This is a genomic window from Bartonella sp. AP40SXNS (assembly GCF_042195825.1).
In the GTDB taxonomy this organism is placed as follows: Bacteria; Pseudomonadota; Alphaproteobacteria; order Rhizobiales; family Rhizobiaceae; genus Bartonella.
The window spans coordinates 193,560-211,581 of sequence record NZ_JBHIPB010000002.1; the positions used below are offsets into that span (position 1 = coordinate 193,560).

Consider the following 18,022-nt stretch of genomic DNA (forward strand, 5'->3'; position numbering starts at 1 on the left):
ATAATAAAAAACATTCTCTTGCGTATTATTAGAAGAAATGCTGTATGGATAGAAACCATTGAAGAAAAGAGTGAAATACCTCTTATGAATCCTCTTAAAGCAAAGCAAGAATTTTCATAAAATTGGGGGAAAATAGTATGATGTTTTTTATTTGCACCTTGTATAAGCGTAGAGATGGTAGTGTACAGTAAGCCCTATATAGTTCACAGAAGCTTTCCATTATAATATCGAGTACCGTCTTGAAATTAGCTCAAACGCATTGAGAAATGTTTTTTACAAATATGTGAATGTACGACACAATGATATTTTATTAGGGATATTCTATTTGGAAAATTCCGCTTGAGACATTCTTTTTTGCAAGCTAATTTTCATTTTACCATCTTTCTTGCCTTTAAACACTAAGTTATCTTATGTTTATTCTTTAAATCGTTTTTAATACTCTACGAGCTTTTATGTTTTATCTTGCCCATATATCGGATGTACATCTTTCCCCTCTCCCGCAACCTTCCCTTTTTGAACTTTCTGGGAAGCGTCTTACCGGTTATCTGAACTGGCAAAAAAAACGTAAGAGTCAGATGGCAACAAATGTCTTAGAAACTTTAATGGATGCCTTGAAAAAAACAAAGCCTGATCACCTGGTGATCTCTGGTGATCTTGTCAATCTTGCTCTCGATAAGGAATTTGAACAAGCGTATCGTTGGCTCCTTAACTTAGGACAACCCCAAGATATTTCTTTGACATTTGGAAATCATGATGCCTATGTCCGCGGCGCTTTACAAAAAGCATGCACTCTTTTTAAACCTTGGATTACAGGTGACATCCCTCAAAAAAGCGTCTTTCCTTATATGCGCATTCGTAAAGATGTTGCCATCATAGCAGCTTCTTCAGCCATTGCGACATTGCCTTTTCAAGCTTCCGGTTATTTTGGTAAAATGCAAGCGCAAACTTTACCGCTCTTTTTAAAGGAAGCAGCACAGCGCAACCTTTTTCGTGTCGTCATGATTCACCACCCCCCCTTTCCAAAGGCAACGTCTTGGCATAAAAAACTACGGGATATAAAACGTTTTCTAGACGTTATCAAATACCACGGTTGTGAGCTTATTCTTCACGGACATACTCATTTACCCACATTGAATTACATTGAAGGACCAATTAAAAAAATCCCTATTGTTGGTGTTCCTTCCGCATCACAAGCTTTTGGTGATAAAAAACCGCCCGCAGGTTTTAATTTATTTTCCATTGAACGCTTACAAAATCAATGGCACTGCCAATTACAACGTTATAGCATTATCAACCCCAAAAACGAGATTGCATGTACTGAAACAATTAATCTTTAAACACCTTCATAGTTGCCCAAACAACCAAAAATGAAAATATTTTTATTTCATATCCCTTTGGAAATCATAATTCTTATTTCCTTTTTCTCCTTAAAAGATAAAGTTTCACCTTCTCTGTCAATAGATCAATTTTTCTCAGACAGTTCCATCTGCTGCCCCACTTATGTGACTAGCTTTTTACAAACTTATCGGTTTTCTTCCTTCCCGCTCTAAAGGACGAAAATTCTACCACATCTGATTTATAAATAATTCGGATTCTTGTCTCACGGGTTCCAGCTGCTAATTGCGCATGTGATTTACTTCACAAAGCTCTACACATAAACCCTGCTTTGAATTTCATCATCCACTCCTCCAAAAGCATCTAATGCGTAAAATCCTTATATTATTACAATGATGATATTTTATAGAATAATAGAGAAGCTCATTCAGCTTCTATGCCTGAAAATCAATGGCTAAAAAAGCCAAATAATAACTAAAGTATATAATTTAAATAACCCAATATACTTGTGATTCATAAACAAATGATGTTGATTGATTTATCGTAAATAGATTTGAAATGATCCATTACTATTTCACTCAAAATTTATTATCGTACATTAAAAAATTAGGAAAAATAATAGATTATGTTTCGATAAAAGACATAGGTAATAATATTTTTTATGTCTCAATAAATTCCTAATTTTCTATCTATTTTTTCCTATAAATCACTTTATAATACTCTTTGATAATTATTTTATTATTGAGTTACATTGCGGATGTAATTTTATGTTCTTTAGAATTTTTTGCGAGCTTTTTGTTATTAAATAAAATATTTTACGATACCGCAAAACAGAAAAGTTGATTGTATGAGAAATCTTTCAAATAAAATAAAATGCCATTAGCTTGCCAATTCACATGTTGGTTTAAAAAAGCATCTTTTAAAGCACCCAAACCCATTTCCCGACGGCACCTATGAATGATGTAATGTTAAGTCCATTTAGCAACACCATCTTCACGTTTATGGAAAAGCAAGCTCGTATCAAAATCTCACACTTTGCCACCCCCTAATGTAGCGACAGCCTTTAGCACTTAAAATGGTTCATAAGAAGCATTTTTATTCTTTCTTGAATGTTTTTATCTCACGACGTCCCCTCTTTTTGACGTGCAAAAGACATGGTTTTGATCGGTTCAATATGGTATAGGTTAAAAATGAGAAAATCTTATGACACTTGGGTCTCTCACTCAACATGACAAAAAGTAATTTATGTTTACAAATCAAAGTATTGTTCGAATAAAATAGTAGCTCTTTTGAGTAAAGGATATTTACTAGAACATATCTGAAAAATAAAAGCCTCATTCGAAAATGAGACTTTTGAAGTGTTTAATTCTGCAAAAAATTAAAATTTATAAGCTACACCCACACGAAAATCATTTGTCTTGTAGCCCATTTCAAATTTATCCTGTATGAACTTCTTTTTGCCAAAATCTGAATAACGATATTCTGCACGTACAATAATATTATCAGTCATTGCAAAATCAATACCACCTCCAAGGGTATAACCAATCATGGTCTTTTTTTCATCATGCAACCAATCAGAAAAATCAACTTCTCCATTTTTGCTATCAGCTACTGTCGCAAAAATATTCTGAAGTTGCGTATAAGCAATTCCTCCAGAAATATAAGGCATCATACGTTCAAGTGCAAAACCAACTTTCACTCGCGTAGCACCAGACCATTTTTGTTTTAAAGTATGCTGTATAGCCTCAATAGGCAACGCTGGAGATTCCTCCTCATGAGAATCTCTCGTGTAACCTGTTCTTTCTAAAGATTTTGATGTTTCTTCAGGTTTATTTTTTGGTAGAGGGATATCCTTCGTACTTTTTTTATTAGACCACATAACATCCGTATCAATACCTATAATAAAACCATTATCGATATCAATATTGGAACCTGCATAAACGCCCCCGATAAAACCAGAAAGTTTAGGCAAATTCTCTTTTCCAACTGGATTCCATATCCCTGTCTCTTTTTTTAAATAACTTGCAGTCGTTTTGCCTGAAAAGTTTCCAATCTGCCCTCCAAGATAAAACCCTGTCCAAGAAAAAGAAGGCGCTGCAATAACAGGAACAGGCTGTTCAGGAATAACGCTATCCGCTGCCTGTACGATAGAAATTGAAATTAAAGAAAATATAGATGTTGAGATTAAATACTTTGTAATCATAATTGCTCCCCTAAAAGCTAATGTGATACATAAATAATAGTAAATCGTTTCACATTTTTTGCAAAAAATCTATAGCAAAAATGACACAGTTAAAAACTTTAAACTCCTATTTAAAAATAAAATTATTTTTTAATAAATAATTATTATAAATACTTTAAAAAAATTATTTATAATTTTCTTAAATTATTACTTTATAATAGCTTTCATAGATGGATATTTCATTATTATCCATAATAATATAAACAACTCCAATATCAATTTTTTTAAAAAATGAGATATATAATCAATAAAACTTTTTATCATATTTACTTCAATATATTTGTATAATAATAAATAATATATATCCACTACCTCTATAATATTTTATATAAATCTAATATGATAAAAACATTATTGAATATAATTATTGTGTTTAATATATCTAACTTGATAAGTATATCTAATATAATACTACTGATTTATAACTGATCCATATTCTTGTATCATATACATGAGCAACATCATTCGCTAAAATCTAGTCCTTATTTCTTTTTGTATAAAGAATAACACCTAGAATGACTTTTTTTGATAGAGAAACTCTTTCATGACACTTGAAGAAATAAGTAGAGAATGGTTTTTACTCTCTAGATCTCTCAAACCTATATGACATAAAATATCAAAATTAATATATAAAAATGGAATTAATAATTTTTAAGCTTCTATAATATCTTTTTATGATTTTATCTAATAATCGCATTCAATAATTTCATAAAAGCATTATAAAATACATTTAATGTTTCATGACTTTCGTAAAAACTGAACAGACTAATTGCCCAGTTTCTGCAATTAATTTTTCAACACGAAGCAAATCAGGTTCCCCAACACTCTTTAACAAAAGATCACTTAATCCAGCTGGCATATCATTGGGATCAAGAGAATCATTTAAGCAAAGTCGTATAATTTGACTCAAATTTGTATAGAGACCATAGGCATAATGTAAATCAGCAACACATGACTGATTAAGAAAACTGTTTGGTAAGTGATCTAAAATATCCGCTGTCGTCTCTCCAATGTGAAACTCAATGACATGCGTAATAAGAGAAAATTGAGCAATAAACTCCAAATCCATAATGCCACCAGACATCGTTTTTAAATCCCATTGATTTTTTGGCGGCTTTTCTTTTGCAATCAAGGCACGCATTTCACATACTTCTTTTGCAACTTCCTTCTTATCACGAGAAATAGCAATAATTGCACACACTTCATTTTCTAGCTTTTGTAAAAAATCAGGGTCTCCTGCAATGCCTCGAGCCCTTGTTAAAGCAAGATATTCCCATATCCATGCTTCTTGGCGATAATACTTTTTAAAAAATGGAAAAGAAACAGCAATAGGTCCTTTATTGCCTAATGGCCGTAACCTTAAATCAACGACATAAAGAATACCTTGGCTTGTAAGAGTGGATAAAGCAGAAACGAGGCGTTGTGCTAAACGCGTATAATATTGAGAGATATAAAGAGGCTTTTCTCCATCAGATATTTCTGCATCATCATCGTGTTCATAAAGCAAAACGAGGTCAACATCGGAATCTGCTGTTAATTCGCGACTTCCAAGCTTCCCCATACCCAATATGCCAACACGCCCCCCTTTAATACGACCATGAAGACGAGAAAATTCCTCTTGAACGGTAGCAAATGTTTTTGTAATCATAAGATCAGCAAGCGCAGTAAAAGCAAAACCCGCTCTTTCTCCTGTAATTGTACCATTCAAAATTCGAATACCAATCAAAAAACGTTGTTCATCTGCAAAAATTCTTAAATGGTCAAGAATTTCCTCATAAGAAAGAACATTTTCAAGAAAATATTCAAGCCGTTTTTCTAAGTACATTTTGGTCGGTAATTCTGAAAGAATATTCGGATCTAACATTCCATCAAAAACATGGGACCTGCGTGCAATAATTTCTGCAAGACGTGGAGCAGCCCCCATAATAAGGACAAGCATATCCAAAAGAGAGGGATTAGATTGCAAAAGACTAAAAAGTTGAATTCCTGAGGGTAAGCCCTGTAAAAAACTATCAAAACGCAACATCGCCTCATCAGCTCGCTTTGTCGCGCCAAAAGCTTTCAAAAGAGCAGGTGTTAATTCCGTTAATCTCTCGCGTGCTTCGGCTGATTGCGTTGCTTTATAACGACCACAGTGAAGGGTGCGCATAATACGACAAATATCACTTGCTCTTTCAAAGCCTAAACGGCTTAACGTTATTAATGTCTCTGGATCATCTTCTTCACCTGTAAAAACTAAATTACCAATTTCTAAACCAAGTTCTTGCTCATTCTCAAACAGTGCAGCATAATGTTTTTCAACAACCTGAAGTGTTTTTAATAAATCACGGATAAAACTGCTACTGTCTTGATAACCCATTAAATAAGCAACACTCGTGAATTGAACAGTATCATTTGGAAGAAGATGTGTTTGTTCATCGAAAAGCATTTGAATACGATGTTCCACATTTCGAAGAAATGCATAACTTTTTATAAGGCTATTTCTCGTTTTTTCACTAATCCAACCAAGCGCATGAAGTTCTGCCAACATTGCAACCGTCTGACGTCCACGCAATTGAGGAAAACGCCCACCAGCAATAAGTTGTTGTGTCTGAACAAAAAACTCAATCTCACGAATACCCCCACGACCTAACTTTATATTATGCCCATAAGCTGCAATTTGACCATAACTTTTATGCGCATGAATTTGACGTTTGATCGAATGAATATCAGCAATAGCAGCATAATCTAAATACTTCCGCCACACATAGGGAAAAAGCTCTTTGAGAAAGTTAAAACCCGCCCTCTTATCGCCAGCAACTGGACGTGCTTTAATCATGGCTGCTCGTTCCCAATTTTGCCCACGCCCTTCGTAATAACGCAATGCAGTCCTTACTGGTAAGGCCAAAGGGGTTGATCCTGGATCTGGACGAAGACGAAAATCAAGACGAAAAACATATCCTTCCGCAGTGCGTTCTTGAATGATACGGATTAATCGGCGTACCATTTTAGAAAATACGTCAACACTTTCAGAAAGATTACCAATATGAGGTGATGTTTCATCAATGAAAACAATAAGATCAATATCAGAAGAATAATTAAGTTCCCCTGCTCCTAACTTTCCCATCCCTAAAATAATTAAACCACAGTCTTTTTCTGGATTCTCACGGCTTAATAAATTGATCTTACCATGATCATGCGCTTCTCTTAATAGAAAACGTAGTGCTACACTTAATGCTGCTTCGCCCAAACGTGTCAACCAAGCACATGAAACTTCGTAAGTAAAAACACCACCCAAATCAGCTAAAGCAATAAGAACATGCGCTTCTCGTTTTTTGCGCCTTAAAGCAGCCATCAATGAAGTTTCATTTATAGCTTCATCTTTATCAATAGCTGTAATATCATCTATAATTTCGCTCAGCCTTGTTTCTATATCAACATTTAATAAAGCACTAAGATATGATGGGTTGGCAATTAAAACCTCACGCAAAAAAGGAGATAAGGTCATAACCGAACTGATAAAATCAATCTGCGTTCCACTCTCTGAAATGATGGAAACAAGCGATTCTAAACCTTCTTTCCTTGCTTGTTCTTCCATGTCTTTTAACCATTGGGAACCACTTTTATCGAGAGGACATAAAGGGAGAAGCTGTGTTTTTAAAAAAGCTTGTTTCATCTCTGCTCCCTTGAAAAGCATTTTGCTTTCCTTTCTATTGCTTTATACTTTTAAAATAGTTGTTACGTATGAAAGTGAAGAAAAATATCTTTAAGGAAATAACAAAACAGCCCTAAGCCCTGGATTTGCATTTTCAAGTAACAATTCACCCCCGTGAAGCTTCATAACCGCTTTTGCTATACTTAAACCAATCCCAAACCCAGGTTGTGTGCGGCTTTCTTCAAGACGAACAAATCGTTCTGTCACTTTTTCACGTTTATCCTCTGCTATTCCTGGTCCATTATCGCTCACAACAACTAATAAATGTTCATCACGATATTCCATTGATAAGCAAACCTTCGCTTGCCTTCCACCTTTAGGCGCATATTTAATTGCATTATCTATAAGATTAAAAATTGATTGTGCAACAAGCTCACGATTCAATTTTAGCTCTTTATCAAATATATCTCCCAACTGAAGTAAAACACCTGACTCTTCAGCAAAAGGTTCGTAAAGCTCAACAGCATCCTCAATAATCAGTTTCATATTCATCATTTCAAGATGTTCAATTGCACTGCTGGCCTCAATACGTGAAATCATTAAAATCGCATTGAACGTACAAATAAGTTGATCTGATTCTGCAATAACCCTATCAAGGACCTGACGATATTCAAGCTTTGTCTTATTTCCTGAAAGCGCTTCTTCAGCGCGATTTCTAAGACGCGTTAACGGCGTTTTCAGATCATGAGCAATATTATCTGATACTTGACGTAAACCAATATTTAACTCTTCAATGCGGTCTAACATAACATTAAGATTGGTTGACAATCGATCAAACTCATCCCCTACTCCAGAAACAGGTAAACGCCCACTGAAATCACCATCCATCAAGCGCTGTGATGCAGCCGTTACATGATCAATCCTTTGTAAAGCTCTCCTGCCAACAAAAAACCATATGAGTAAAGCGCCTCCAACCATTGCAGCAAGTGCAATGATCACAGCTTTGCGAATAACAACAGCAAAACGTTCTGGCTCATCCAAATCACGTCCTATAAGAATCTTCATAGCATTAGGTAAATCAACAATAACCGCCAAAGCGCGATGTTCACTTGTTTTGCCATGTTCTCCAAAACGGGAATACAAAAAAGAGGTAGAAATAAAACCACTCTGATTCAAAAGACCTAATTCAATACGTGCTACATTTCCTGCTAAAATACGCCCCATAGAATCTGTAACAAGATAAAGAAATGCTCCTGGTTGTCTTGAACGATAATCAATAGTGCGCATTAATAAGGATAATCCCCCATAATTATAAGCATTTTCAATATACTTTAATTCTTCATGTAAAGCCTGTTCAGTTTGCTCTGTTAACAATGAAGCAGAAAATGCCGTCATATAAATAGAAAGTCCTGTTGCCACCAATCCAAACAATAAAATGTAAAGTGCTGAAAGCCTTAGCGCCGTCGTGCGCATTATATTAATCAAACGATTCATGCTTTGTTATCTGGTACTTTCAGCATATATCCAGCTCCACGCACTGTATGGAGAAGGGGAACATCAAAATCTTTTTCAATTTTGGCTCTCAAACGAGAGATATGGACATCAATGACATTCGTTTGTGGATCAAAATGGTAATTCCAAACGTTTTCCAAAAGCATAGTGCGTGTAACAACCTGCCCCGCATAACGCATCAAATATTCAAGCAAACGAAACTCTCGTGGTTGCAATAGAATGTTTCTATCACCTCGTTTTACCGTATGTGCTAACCGATCAAGCTCAAGATTACCTACACAGTAAACAGTTTCTGCTTCTTTAGGATTTTTCCGCCGTTGTAAAACTTCAACACGCGCAAGAAGTTCAGAAAAAGCATAAGGCTTTGTCAAATAATCATCTCCCCCTGCACGCAGCCCCGTTACACGATCATTAACTTGCCCTAAAGCAGACAGAATAAGAACTGGTGTTTCATTGCCTTTAGCGCGCAATTCAGCAATAATAGAAAGACCATCACGATGCAAAAGCATTCGGTCAACAACCATAACGTCATAATTTTCCGTGGTTGCTAAAGCATATCCCGTATCTCCATCATAAGCAACATCAACAGAATGCCCTACTTCCAAAAATGCTTTTTCGAGATAATGCCCCGTCTCATGATCATCTTCAATAACGAGTATCTTCATAAAACGTATCTCCATTATTTTATTATGTTGTAGGACAAATATTTAATAAACATTTGTCCTACAACTAAAGCTTTATTTTTTGAAAATTGGAAGAGCAACAAAACGATTTTGATCATTTGTTCGCACTTGTAAGAGTATAGCTTTTCGTCCTAACTGCTGAGCATTTTTGATTGTGTTAATAATATCAGAGATTCGTTTAACCGGTTTATTATTTACTGTCACAATGATATCACCAGGGCGTATCCCTTTATCTGCAGCATCTGAATCGGTATCGACATCCGTTACGACAACCCCTACACCATCATCAGAAGGCATAACAATCAGACCATAATCTTCCAATGTTTCATCTAAATCACTCTGTCCATTTGAATATTTTGAAGTCTCTTTCTTACTTTCATCTTCAGACATTGAAGCGAGTTTAACCTTGATGCTCTCCTCCTTACCTGATCTCCAAATCCCTATGGTTACCATTTCTCCTGGTTTAATATTTGCAATACGTTTCGCTAGCTCACGCGCATCAGCAACTTTTTCATTATTCACTGAAATAATGACATCACCCGCTTTAATACCAGCCTTTTCTGCCGGTCCTTTTAACGGATCAGTAACCAAAGCGCCTTTGGCTTCTTTCAAACCTATTGAATCAGAAATCTCCTTTGTTACCGGCTGAATCTGAACACCTAACCAACCACGTTGAACTGAACCTTTTTCAATAAGTTGTTGTACAACCTGTTTTACAGTCGCTGCTGGAATAGCAAAAGCAATCCCAACATTTCCTCCAGAAGGAGAAAAAATTGCTGTATTAACCCCAACAACCTTTCCATTAAGATCAAACGTTGGACCACCAGAGTTTCCTCTATTAACAGCAGCATCAATCTGAATAAAATCATCGTACACACCAGTGCCAATATCACGTCCACGTGCAGAAACAATACCTGCTGTCACAGTTCCACCAAGACCAAATGGATTCCCAATGGCAACAACCCAATCCCCAACACGAAGCTTTGAATCATCACCAAAATCAACATAAGAAAATTTTCTTTTATCATTCACTTTTAATACGGCAAGATCGGTTTTGGGATCTTTCCCAATGAGCTTTGCATTCAATTCTGTACCATCATCAAGAACAACAGTATAACTTGTTCCATCAGAAATCACATGATCATTGGTCACAATGTAACCATCAGATGAAATAAAAAAACCCGATCCAAAAGCAACAGGACGGAGTCTCTGCGATTGGTGCGGAAATTTATTTTTAGGTTTATCAAAATCATAAAACTCTTTAAAAAATCTTTTTAAAGGATGCTGATCTGGTAATTGATCAAGTCCTGGACCACTAAAAAAGTTGCTAAAGAACCTATCTTCTTTCTTTTTATTGCTCTTTACTTGTACTGCTACAACGGCTGGTTTCACTTGAGCAACAATATCGGCAAATCCCTGTTGTTGCATTAACGAAGTAAATACAGAACTTGCATGAGCCTTTGTCATCCACAAGCTTGATGTACATCCACTAAAAAACAGTGCACTTTCCAATATCGCAGAAAAACTCACTGCGACAAACGTTTTAAAGAAAGCCTTTTTAACCATTTATTCTATGCTCCTATTCAATCATACCTTTATTTCAATTCCGATCACTTATAAAATACCAGACCTTACCGTTTTCTGTCTAAATTATTAAAGTTTTGTAAGGTTTCAGTATTCCCTAATATAATTACAATAAGATTGTCTGCTCATTGCAGATAATCTTATTTTTTCTTTTATGTAACATTTTTTTAATGCAATGACATTTTTGACTGTCCTTTTTCATTCACATAACTCATGATTATTCCGTTTGAAGTGGAAAAATATGATACTTACGCCAATGATAATAATGATCAAAGGCGAGAACCATAAAAACCAAGTTATCTTATTCAACGGTGGTTTCAAGAGAATAAACTCACCATATCGCTCAACAAGAAAGTCAGTGACTTGCTGATTACTATAGCCCATTTTTAGCCTTTCCCGAATTAAAAGCCGTAAATCACGTGCTAAAGCAGCATCTGAATCATCAATTGATTGATTTTGACAAACCGGACAACGTAAATGCGATGAAATATGGCGTGCTCGCGCTTCAAGAATCTTATCCTTTAAAATCTCATCCGGCTCTACTGCTATTGCTAATCGAAAAGGAAACGCTGCCATTAAAAAAAATACAATCCAAAAATTTTTTTTCATCTCAATGTCTTTTCCAAAAATTTAAAGCAAGCACTACCTTATTGTACATGCCAATGCGAAACCAATACCCCAAAAGAGAAAGACATCCTCCCATAGCCATCATGAATGCCCCTAACCAAATACATATTACATAAGGCTTCCACCATATGTGCACAACGAGACCCCGATTATCAATATGTCCCGGTACAATATAGAGCTGTGATAAGCCATGATTTTTAAGACCAACTTCTGTTGTTGATGTATTTTGGCTTGAATAAAATCGCTTTGAGGCTGTTACATGACCTACAATGTTTTTATTTTCATATATTTTAAAATAAAACTCCATTGTCGAATAATTCGAACCAACACCATCATACACTGCATCAAAATGAAGCGTTTTATCCGCTATCGTCACCCTATCCCCTACGTTCATGATTAAAATACGTTCTTGCCCAAAACTTGCCACGCAAACAATACCAAATAATGTAACGCCTAATCCCATATGTGCTATTGCTGCACCAAAAGTAGACCATGGCAATCCAAGAAATCTCTTAACGCGTACTGAAAAAGCTCTCTTGCCATATCCACTCTTTCCCCATAGATCCGCTAAACTGCCTAAAAAAACAAACGCTGAAAGCCCAATCCCTAAAACTGCAAAAATATCACGCACAGATGTCGCGTAAAATATTATAAAACAGACGATACCAACCAATACAAAAACAAACCACAACCGTTCAAAAACTGCAAGAAAATCACCGCGTTTCCATGCCATCATTGTCCCAAACGGAACAAACAACAACAGCAAAACCATTAGCGGTCCACAGGTAAGGTTAAAAAAAGAAGCCCCTACAGAAATTTTTTGCCCTGTTAATATCTCAATAAAATAAGGATAAAGCGTACCAATCAATACTGTTGCTGTTATTGTTGTCAGTAACAAGTTATTTAAAACAATAAACCCTTCACGTGAAATTGGTTGAAAAAATCTTTCTGTTTTTAAAATAGGGGTACGCAAAGCAAAAAGAAGAAAAGCAGCTCCCGTAAAGAAAAATAAAAGTGCAAGAATTGCCTGCCCCCGTGCTGGATCAATAGCAAAGCTATGAACAGAAACTAAAAGTCCCGAACGAACAAGAAAAGTTCCCATTAAAGAAAGAGAAAAAGTTAGCAGAGCCAAAAACAAAGTCCAACTTTTTAATATTTCTCGTTTTTCGAGAACAAGAATAGAATGTAAAAGAGCTGTTCCTGAAAGCCAAGGCATAAACGAAACATTTTCAACAGGATCCCAAAACCAGTAGCCCCCCCATCCTAGCTCATAATAAGCCCAATAAGAGCCAACCATAATACCCAATGTCAAAAAACACCAAGAAAGTAAAAGCCACGGACGAATCCCACGCGCCCAAATTCTATCAATATGTCCCATAATCAATGCCGCAACGGCAAAAGAAAAACAAAGTGAAAAACCGACATACCCTAAGTAAAGTAGCGGTGGATGAATTGCTAATGCGATATCTTGTAAAAGAGGATTGAGACCATTTCCCTGCAATGCTGGTGGATTTACGCGTAAAAATGGATTGGATACAAAAAGAATAAATAAAAGAAAAGCAGTTGTAATCCAACTTTGGCAAATTAAAACAAGCGTCTTAAAATCTTCTGGCAAATGTTGGTTAAAAAAAGCCATCAATGCACTAAAAAAAGCAAGACTTAAAACCCATAACAACATAGAGCCTTCGTGGTTGCCCCAAACACCTGTAATTTTATAGAGCATCGGTTTTTCTGAATGAGAATTCTCAACAACGTTCAAAACAGAAAAATCAGACACGACATAAGCATAAATTATCACTAAAAAAGATAAAAGCAGTAATGTAAAAGTGATATATGTTAGAGGAACAACTGTTTGCATTAACAAACGCTCTCTCCACCAAAAACCTAAAGCAGGTAAAAATGCCCCTAATAAGCTTACTGAAAATGCTGCAGCTAAAAAAATATGACCCAGTTCGACAAGCACAATCGAATTATTTCTCCATAATGTAATGTTTTTTCAAACGATCAGCTGTTTCTTTAGGCATATAAGTTTCATCATGTTTTGCTAAAATACGCATCCCAATAAAAAAGCCCTGTTTATCGAAATGCCCTTCTACGATCACCCCCTGACCTTCACGAAAAAGATCCGGTAAGGCACCATTGAAAACTACTTTTTCATGTTTTTTGTTATCCGTTACAAAAAAAACAACGCCTCTCTCTCCAACATATTGAACAGTTCCCTTTTCAACAAAGCCACCCAAACGCAAAGGGCGCCCCGTTAAAATATCTTCTCTTGTAATTTCAGAGGGCATTCTAAAAAAACTGACCGCATGACGCATTGCATACACTATGAGACTTGCTGCAATTGTCATAACCAAACAACATAATAATATGATCAGTAAGCGCTTTTTTTTCCGCTGCTCTAAAATAACCTTCAACGAAGTAGAACTTTTTAAAGATTGATTGTTCATAGACACTCTGCGAAAAAATTTTAAATACGTTATAATTAAGTATCAATATTTTATTTTTTAAGAGCTTTGCACATCTTCTACATAGGTGCAACTTTTTATCCAATCTCTCACCTTTGCTAATAAGCTTACCAATAGCTTTCTTACTTTTTTCATCAATTTTTATTTAATATATAACCACTTATATTGCGCTCTTTCCATTCTTCATTTCTGTTCTTTAATCGTCTCTACACATACCTTTCTCTTCTAGAATGCCCCCCTCTTTTATCTTCCTAAACAGCTTTTCTCTTTTATTTTCTCATCTCAATTGACGCCTATTCCTTTTCTTTGTATGGCCCACTCGATAAATCACGTAACTGAATCATCATTTTTTCAACACGTGATCGTCCTGAAAAATTTTCAGGCATTGTGTCAAGAAAGCTTTGTAAAAATTGCACTGCCTGCGCAGTTTTTCCTGCTTGATGCAATGCATCAGCCAACAATAAACGCGGATAAAAATCTGTTGGCGCTAAATCCGCTGCTTTTTGAAAAGCATTTTGTGCTTCTTGCGTTATCATACCTCCTTCATAACCAACCAATGCTAAACCATACCCTACAAGCCTTGGAGCTGTCTCTCCATTCAAACGAAGTGCATCTAAATAAGCATTGACCGCCTCTTGAAAATGGCGCTCTTCAAGATACCCTACCGCTAACGCATCTGCGAGCTTGCCATCACGAGGTGATCGGAAAAACAGCACTTGTAAGCGAACAAGCTTTTCTTGCTGACTTAGAATTTTAGGATCTTTATCCATTAATTCGCTAAAAAAATAGCTTTTCACTTCCGGATTACCTGTCAGCCCATAAATACTCCATGTGATGAGAAGAACAAATAAAACACTTAAGGCCTTAAGAATATTCCTTTTTTTATAATGCATATAAAGCTTGTTACACTCAATCGTATGCCTATGACTTCTATCACCATCCATGGTTTGAACTTTTCCTTCTTTCTTTATCCTATCGTCAAAACGGAGTGAAAGAAAAAGAACACTTGCCAGAAAAGCCAGAAAAAATGCTGCAAAAATGAATAAGAGCATATCACTTTTTTCCAATACCAACAGAGAATCTCTCGCTTACCTTTTATCCTCTTCATAAGAAGAGTGATGTGAATTAATAAAAATTCATTTTTTCATGGAGAATATTATAAAATCTATTATATATATATCAATTAAACAAAGAAACTAAAAACAATGTTTCCTTACTCTTTAATGTATTGTCTGAAAATACTGCTTTACAAAATTTATAGACATTTCTTGCTTAAGGAGAAAATATGTTATTCTCCCATCTTAGGTAATAAAACTTTTGCATACAACCCACCCAAATCAGAACGTGATAAAAAGAGATTGCCTCCATATTCACTGACCATATCTGAAACAATTGCTAACCCTAAGCCTGACCCTAGTTTACTTTCATTAAAGCGCCGCCCTCTTTTTAATGCCTCATCAATTTTGTCTTCTGTTAAACCAGGACCATCATCTTCTACAAAGATACTAAAATATTCTGTTTCTTCAGCATTTTCTTCTAAACAACAAGAGATCAAAACCTTTGCGCGAGACCATTGAGTAGCATTTTCAATCAAATTTCCTATAATTTCTTCTAAATCTTCCTTCTCTCCAGAAAAAACAATATCATCAACATCCATAATAAATTGAATTTGTTTTTCAGGATTAAGCTTTTTCATAACCCGCACCAAGCGTTCAAGCACACTGCGAACAGACGTATGATAGACAACACTATCGCATTGTGCTGCAATCCGCGCACGCTGAAGATAATGATTGATTTGAGCTTGCATTATTTGCGTTTGCTCTCTCAACAAACTAGCCTTTTCTCCGCGCATCTTATCTGTCTCATTCATAATCACGGATAGAGGCGTCTTCAATGAATGCGCGAGATTACCAACCTGTGTGCGAAATCGCTCGATAATACGCTGATTATTATTAATGAGAGCATTCATCTCTTGTACAAGCGGCATCACTTCGCTTACTAAATCCGTATTCACATAATGAACTCTTCCTTCGCAAATATCATTCAATGCACGTCGAATAAGCTTTAACGGTTGAAAACTAAAGAAAATAATAGCAATATTAATAAGAACACTCCCGAGACCGAAACTCCAAAGAAAAATTTGCAAAGTTCGCTTAAATCCCTTTACCTGGGCATGAGCTTCATTGATATTCCCAACAAGCCGAAAACGTGCAATATGATTTTTATTATCAAGAACAACATCACTCTCAATCACTTGTAGCTTTTGACCATTGTTCCCCGTTATCCGATAAGAGCGAAAGAATCTATTGTCAAAAGGTATATCAACATCACTTGGTGTAAATATCTCGCCTGTTCCCAATGAAGGAGATGTCAATCTTCCTTTTAAATTATGGGATATCGAAACAACTTCCCAATACCATCCTGTTGTTGGATCAGAATAACGAATATCATCAATCCCAGCCCCTCCTATCAAGGTACCTTCCGATGACACCGTCACTGTTGCAATAAGACTGTAGAGTTGAGCAGAAAGGATACGCTCTAGGCTTTGTTCAGTTGAACGCTTATAAAATAAAATACTTACTGCAGAAATCGATAAAAGAGAAATAACAACCCATAATGTTGATAAGATCATAACACGTAAACTGAGAGATCGAGTAATTACAAAAAAGAACCTCCTATACCAATTATTCTCTTCAAAAACATTCATTAATCACCTCGCGTTCTCACGCGATATCCCATTCCTCGAATAGTTTCAATCAAATCCACTCCAAGCTTTTTCCGTAACCGACCTACAAAGACTTCCACTGTATTCGAGTCCTTATCAAAATCCTGATCATAAAGATGTTCAGTAAGCTCTGTTCTTGAAATGACCCTGTCACAATGATGCATGAGATACGAAAGCAGTCTGAATTCATAAGATGTTAGTTTAATCAATTGACCATCCACAAAAACACGAGACGTCTTTGTATCCAACAAAACATTTCCGCAACATAATGCACTCGTCGCATGTCCCGTAGTGCGACGAATTAATGCTCGCAAGCGCGCCATCACTTCCTCCAAATGAAATGGCTTCACAACATAATCGTCAGCTCCAGCATCAATACCTTGCACCTTATCAGACCAACGGTCTCGCGCTGTTAGCATTAAAACAGGCATGGAGAGCCCTTCTTGACGCCACTTTTCAACAACACGAATACCATCAATCTGCGGTAAACCTATATCAAGTATCACCGCGTCGTAAGACTCTGTGCTACCTAAAAAATAAGCCTCTTCACCATCGAAAGCACTATCGGAAACATATCCTGCACGTCTTACAGCTTCTGCTAATTGATGGTGAAGATTCCGATCATCTTCAACGATTAAGATACGCATCACAACACCATCTGCCAAAAACTAATCAGCAGGAACAAAAAACTCAACACGACGTAATTTTTCACCATTACGGGCTGGTACAACAACCACAATTGCACACATGTCCTTTCCATCCTGAACAACCGGTTTTGAACGGACGAGAACCCCGCTCTCTTGCGCAGCAGCCTTCTTACCTAATTCAGCACACCCCGAGGCTAGAACATAATCTGCTTCTAAAAAAGCTGCTATTATTACAAACAAGAATTTTTTTTTCATCATAAATATTTCAATAACCCATCTCTTCTCTTCCTTGATAAAGGATAAAAGAAATAATGGTTTTTTTTGGTCGATTAAAAAATCACAAATGGAAAAACTTTATCCTCTATCTTACAGAAGTAACATATTAACATTAATCCAAATTTTTAAAAAATCAAAAAAATATTTTTAATAATGAGAATAAAATTTATTCAATAAAATAATAAAATATTAATATACTATCTTACAAAAAATGCATAATTCTAAAACAAATTCTTTCTCTGTTATAACTATAGAAAAAAAATACTTCTACTCCATATACTTATTGTAG

Annotated in this window: 13 protein-coding genes; 1 reads left to right on the forward strand and 12 read right to left on the reverse strand. The window is 35.8% G+C overall.

Annotated features, from left to right (window positions below):
- The first annotated feature begins 452 nt into the window (after window positions 1-452).
- Window positions 453-1,337, forward strand: coding sequence for a metallophosphoesterase family protein (locus ACFILZ_RS02070; protein WP_375610114.1), 885 nt, complete (start codon window positions 453-455; stop codon window positions 1,335-1,337).
- Window positions 1,338-2,713: 1,376 nt separating this feature from the next.
- Here ACFILZ_RS02070 and ACFILZ_RS02075 read toward each other — a convergent pair.
- The 12 genes from ACFILZ_RS02075 to ACFILZ_RS02130 form a co-directional block, all read right to left on the reverse strand.
- Window positions 2,714-3,538 carry an outer membrane protein gene (locus tag ACFILZ_RS02075; protein ID WP_375610113.1) on the reverse strand — a complete coding sequence of 275 codons (825 nt, stop codon included), beginning with the start codon at window positions 3,536-3,538 and terminating at the stop codon, window positions 2,714-2,716.
- 769 nt (window positions 3,539-4,307) lie between these two features.
- Window positions 4,308-7,232, reverse strand: coding sequence for a bifunctional [glutamine synthetase] adenylyltransferase/[glutamine synthetase]-adenylyl-L-tyrosine phosphorylase (locus ACFILZ_RS02080; protein WP_375610112.1), 2,925 nt, complete (start codon window positions 7,230-7,232; stop codon window positions 4,308-4,310).
- Between the two features lie 90 nt (window positions 7,233-7,322).
- Window positions 7,323-8,705, reverse strand: coding sequence for an ATP-binding protein (locus tag ACFILZ_RS02085; protein ID WP_375610111.1), 1,383 nt, complete (start codon window positions 8,703-8,705; stop codon window positions 7,323-7,325).
- Window positions 8,702-9,388, reverse strand: coding sequence for a response regulator transcription factor (locus ACFILZ_RS02090; RefSeq protein WP_273791552.1), 687 nt, complete (start codon window positions 9,386-9,388; stop codon window positions 8,702-8,704). Before ACFILZ_RS02090 ends, ACFILZ_RS02085 begins: the two co-directional genes overlap by 4 nt.
- Window positions 9,389-9,460: 72 nt before the next feature.
- On the reverse strand, window positions 9,461-10,972 hold the full coding sequence (locus ACFILZ_RS02095; protein WP_375606365.1) for a Do family serine endopeptidase: 1,512 nt from the start codon (window positions 10,970-10,972) through the stop codon (window positions 9,461-9,463).
- Window positions 10,973-11,188: 216 nt separating this feature from the next.
- Window positions 11,189-11,599: a cytochrome c-type biogenesis protein CcmH gene (locus ACFILZ_RS02100; RefSeq protein WP_375610110.1), complete on the reverse strand. Its 411-nt coding sequence runs from the start codon at window positions 11,597-11,599 to the stop codon at window positions 11,189-11,191.
- 1 nt (window position 11,600) lies between these two features.
- On the reverse strand, window positions 11,601-13,580 hold the full coding sequence (locus ACFILZ_RS02105) for a heme lyase CcmF/NrfE family subunit (protein WP_375610109.1): 1,980 nt from the start codon (window positions 13,578-13,580) through the stop codon (window positions 11,601-11,603).
- 7 nt (window positions 13,581-13,587) lie between these two features.
- Window positions 13,588-14,067 carry a cytochrome c maturation protein CcmE gene (ccmE, locus tag ACFILZ_RS02110; protein WP_375606368.1) on the reverse strand — a complete coding sequence of 160 codons (480 nt, stop codon included), beginning with the start codon at window positions 14,065-14,067 and terminating at the stop codon, window positions 13,588-13,590.
- Between the two features lie 311 nt (window positions 14,068-14,378).
- Window positions 14,379-15,137, reverse strand: a complete 759-nt coding sequence (locus ACFILZ_RS02115) for a tetratricopeptide repeat protein (protein WP_375607780.1) — start codon at window positions 15,135-15,137, stop codon at window positions 14,379-14,381.
- A gap of 236 nt (window positions 15,138-15,373) precedes the next feature.
- Window positions 15,374-16,792 (reverse strand): ATP-binding protein, encoded by a 1,419-nt coding sequence (locus tag ACFILZ_RS02120; protein WP_375610108.1) that lies wholly within the window; start codon window positions 16,790-16,792, stop codon window positions 15,374-15,376.
- A complete protein-coding gene (locus ACFILZ_RS02125) occupies window positions 16,792-17,457 on the reverse strand; it encodes a response regulator transcription factor (protein WP_375610107.1) in 666 nt (221 codons plus the stop codon). The genes ACFILZ_RS02120 and ACFILZ_RS02125 overlap by 1 nt, the downstream gene beginning before the upstream one ends.
- Before the next feature lie 21 nt (window positions 17,458-17,478).
- The gene (locus tag ACFILZ_RS02130; RefSeq protein ID WP_375606372.1) at window positions 17,479-17,715 is read right to left on the reverse strand and encodes a hypothetical protein; all 237 of its coding nucleotides are present in this window, start codon (window positions 17,713-17,715) and stop codon (window positions 17,479-17,481) included.
- Between the last annotated feature and the right edge of the window lie 307 nt (window positions 17,716-18,022).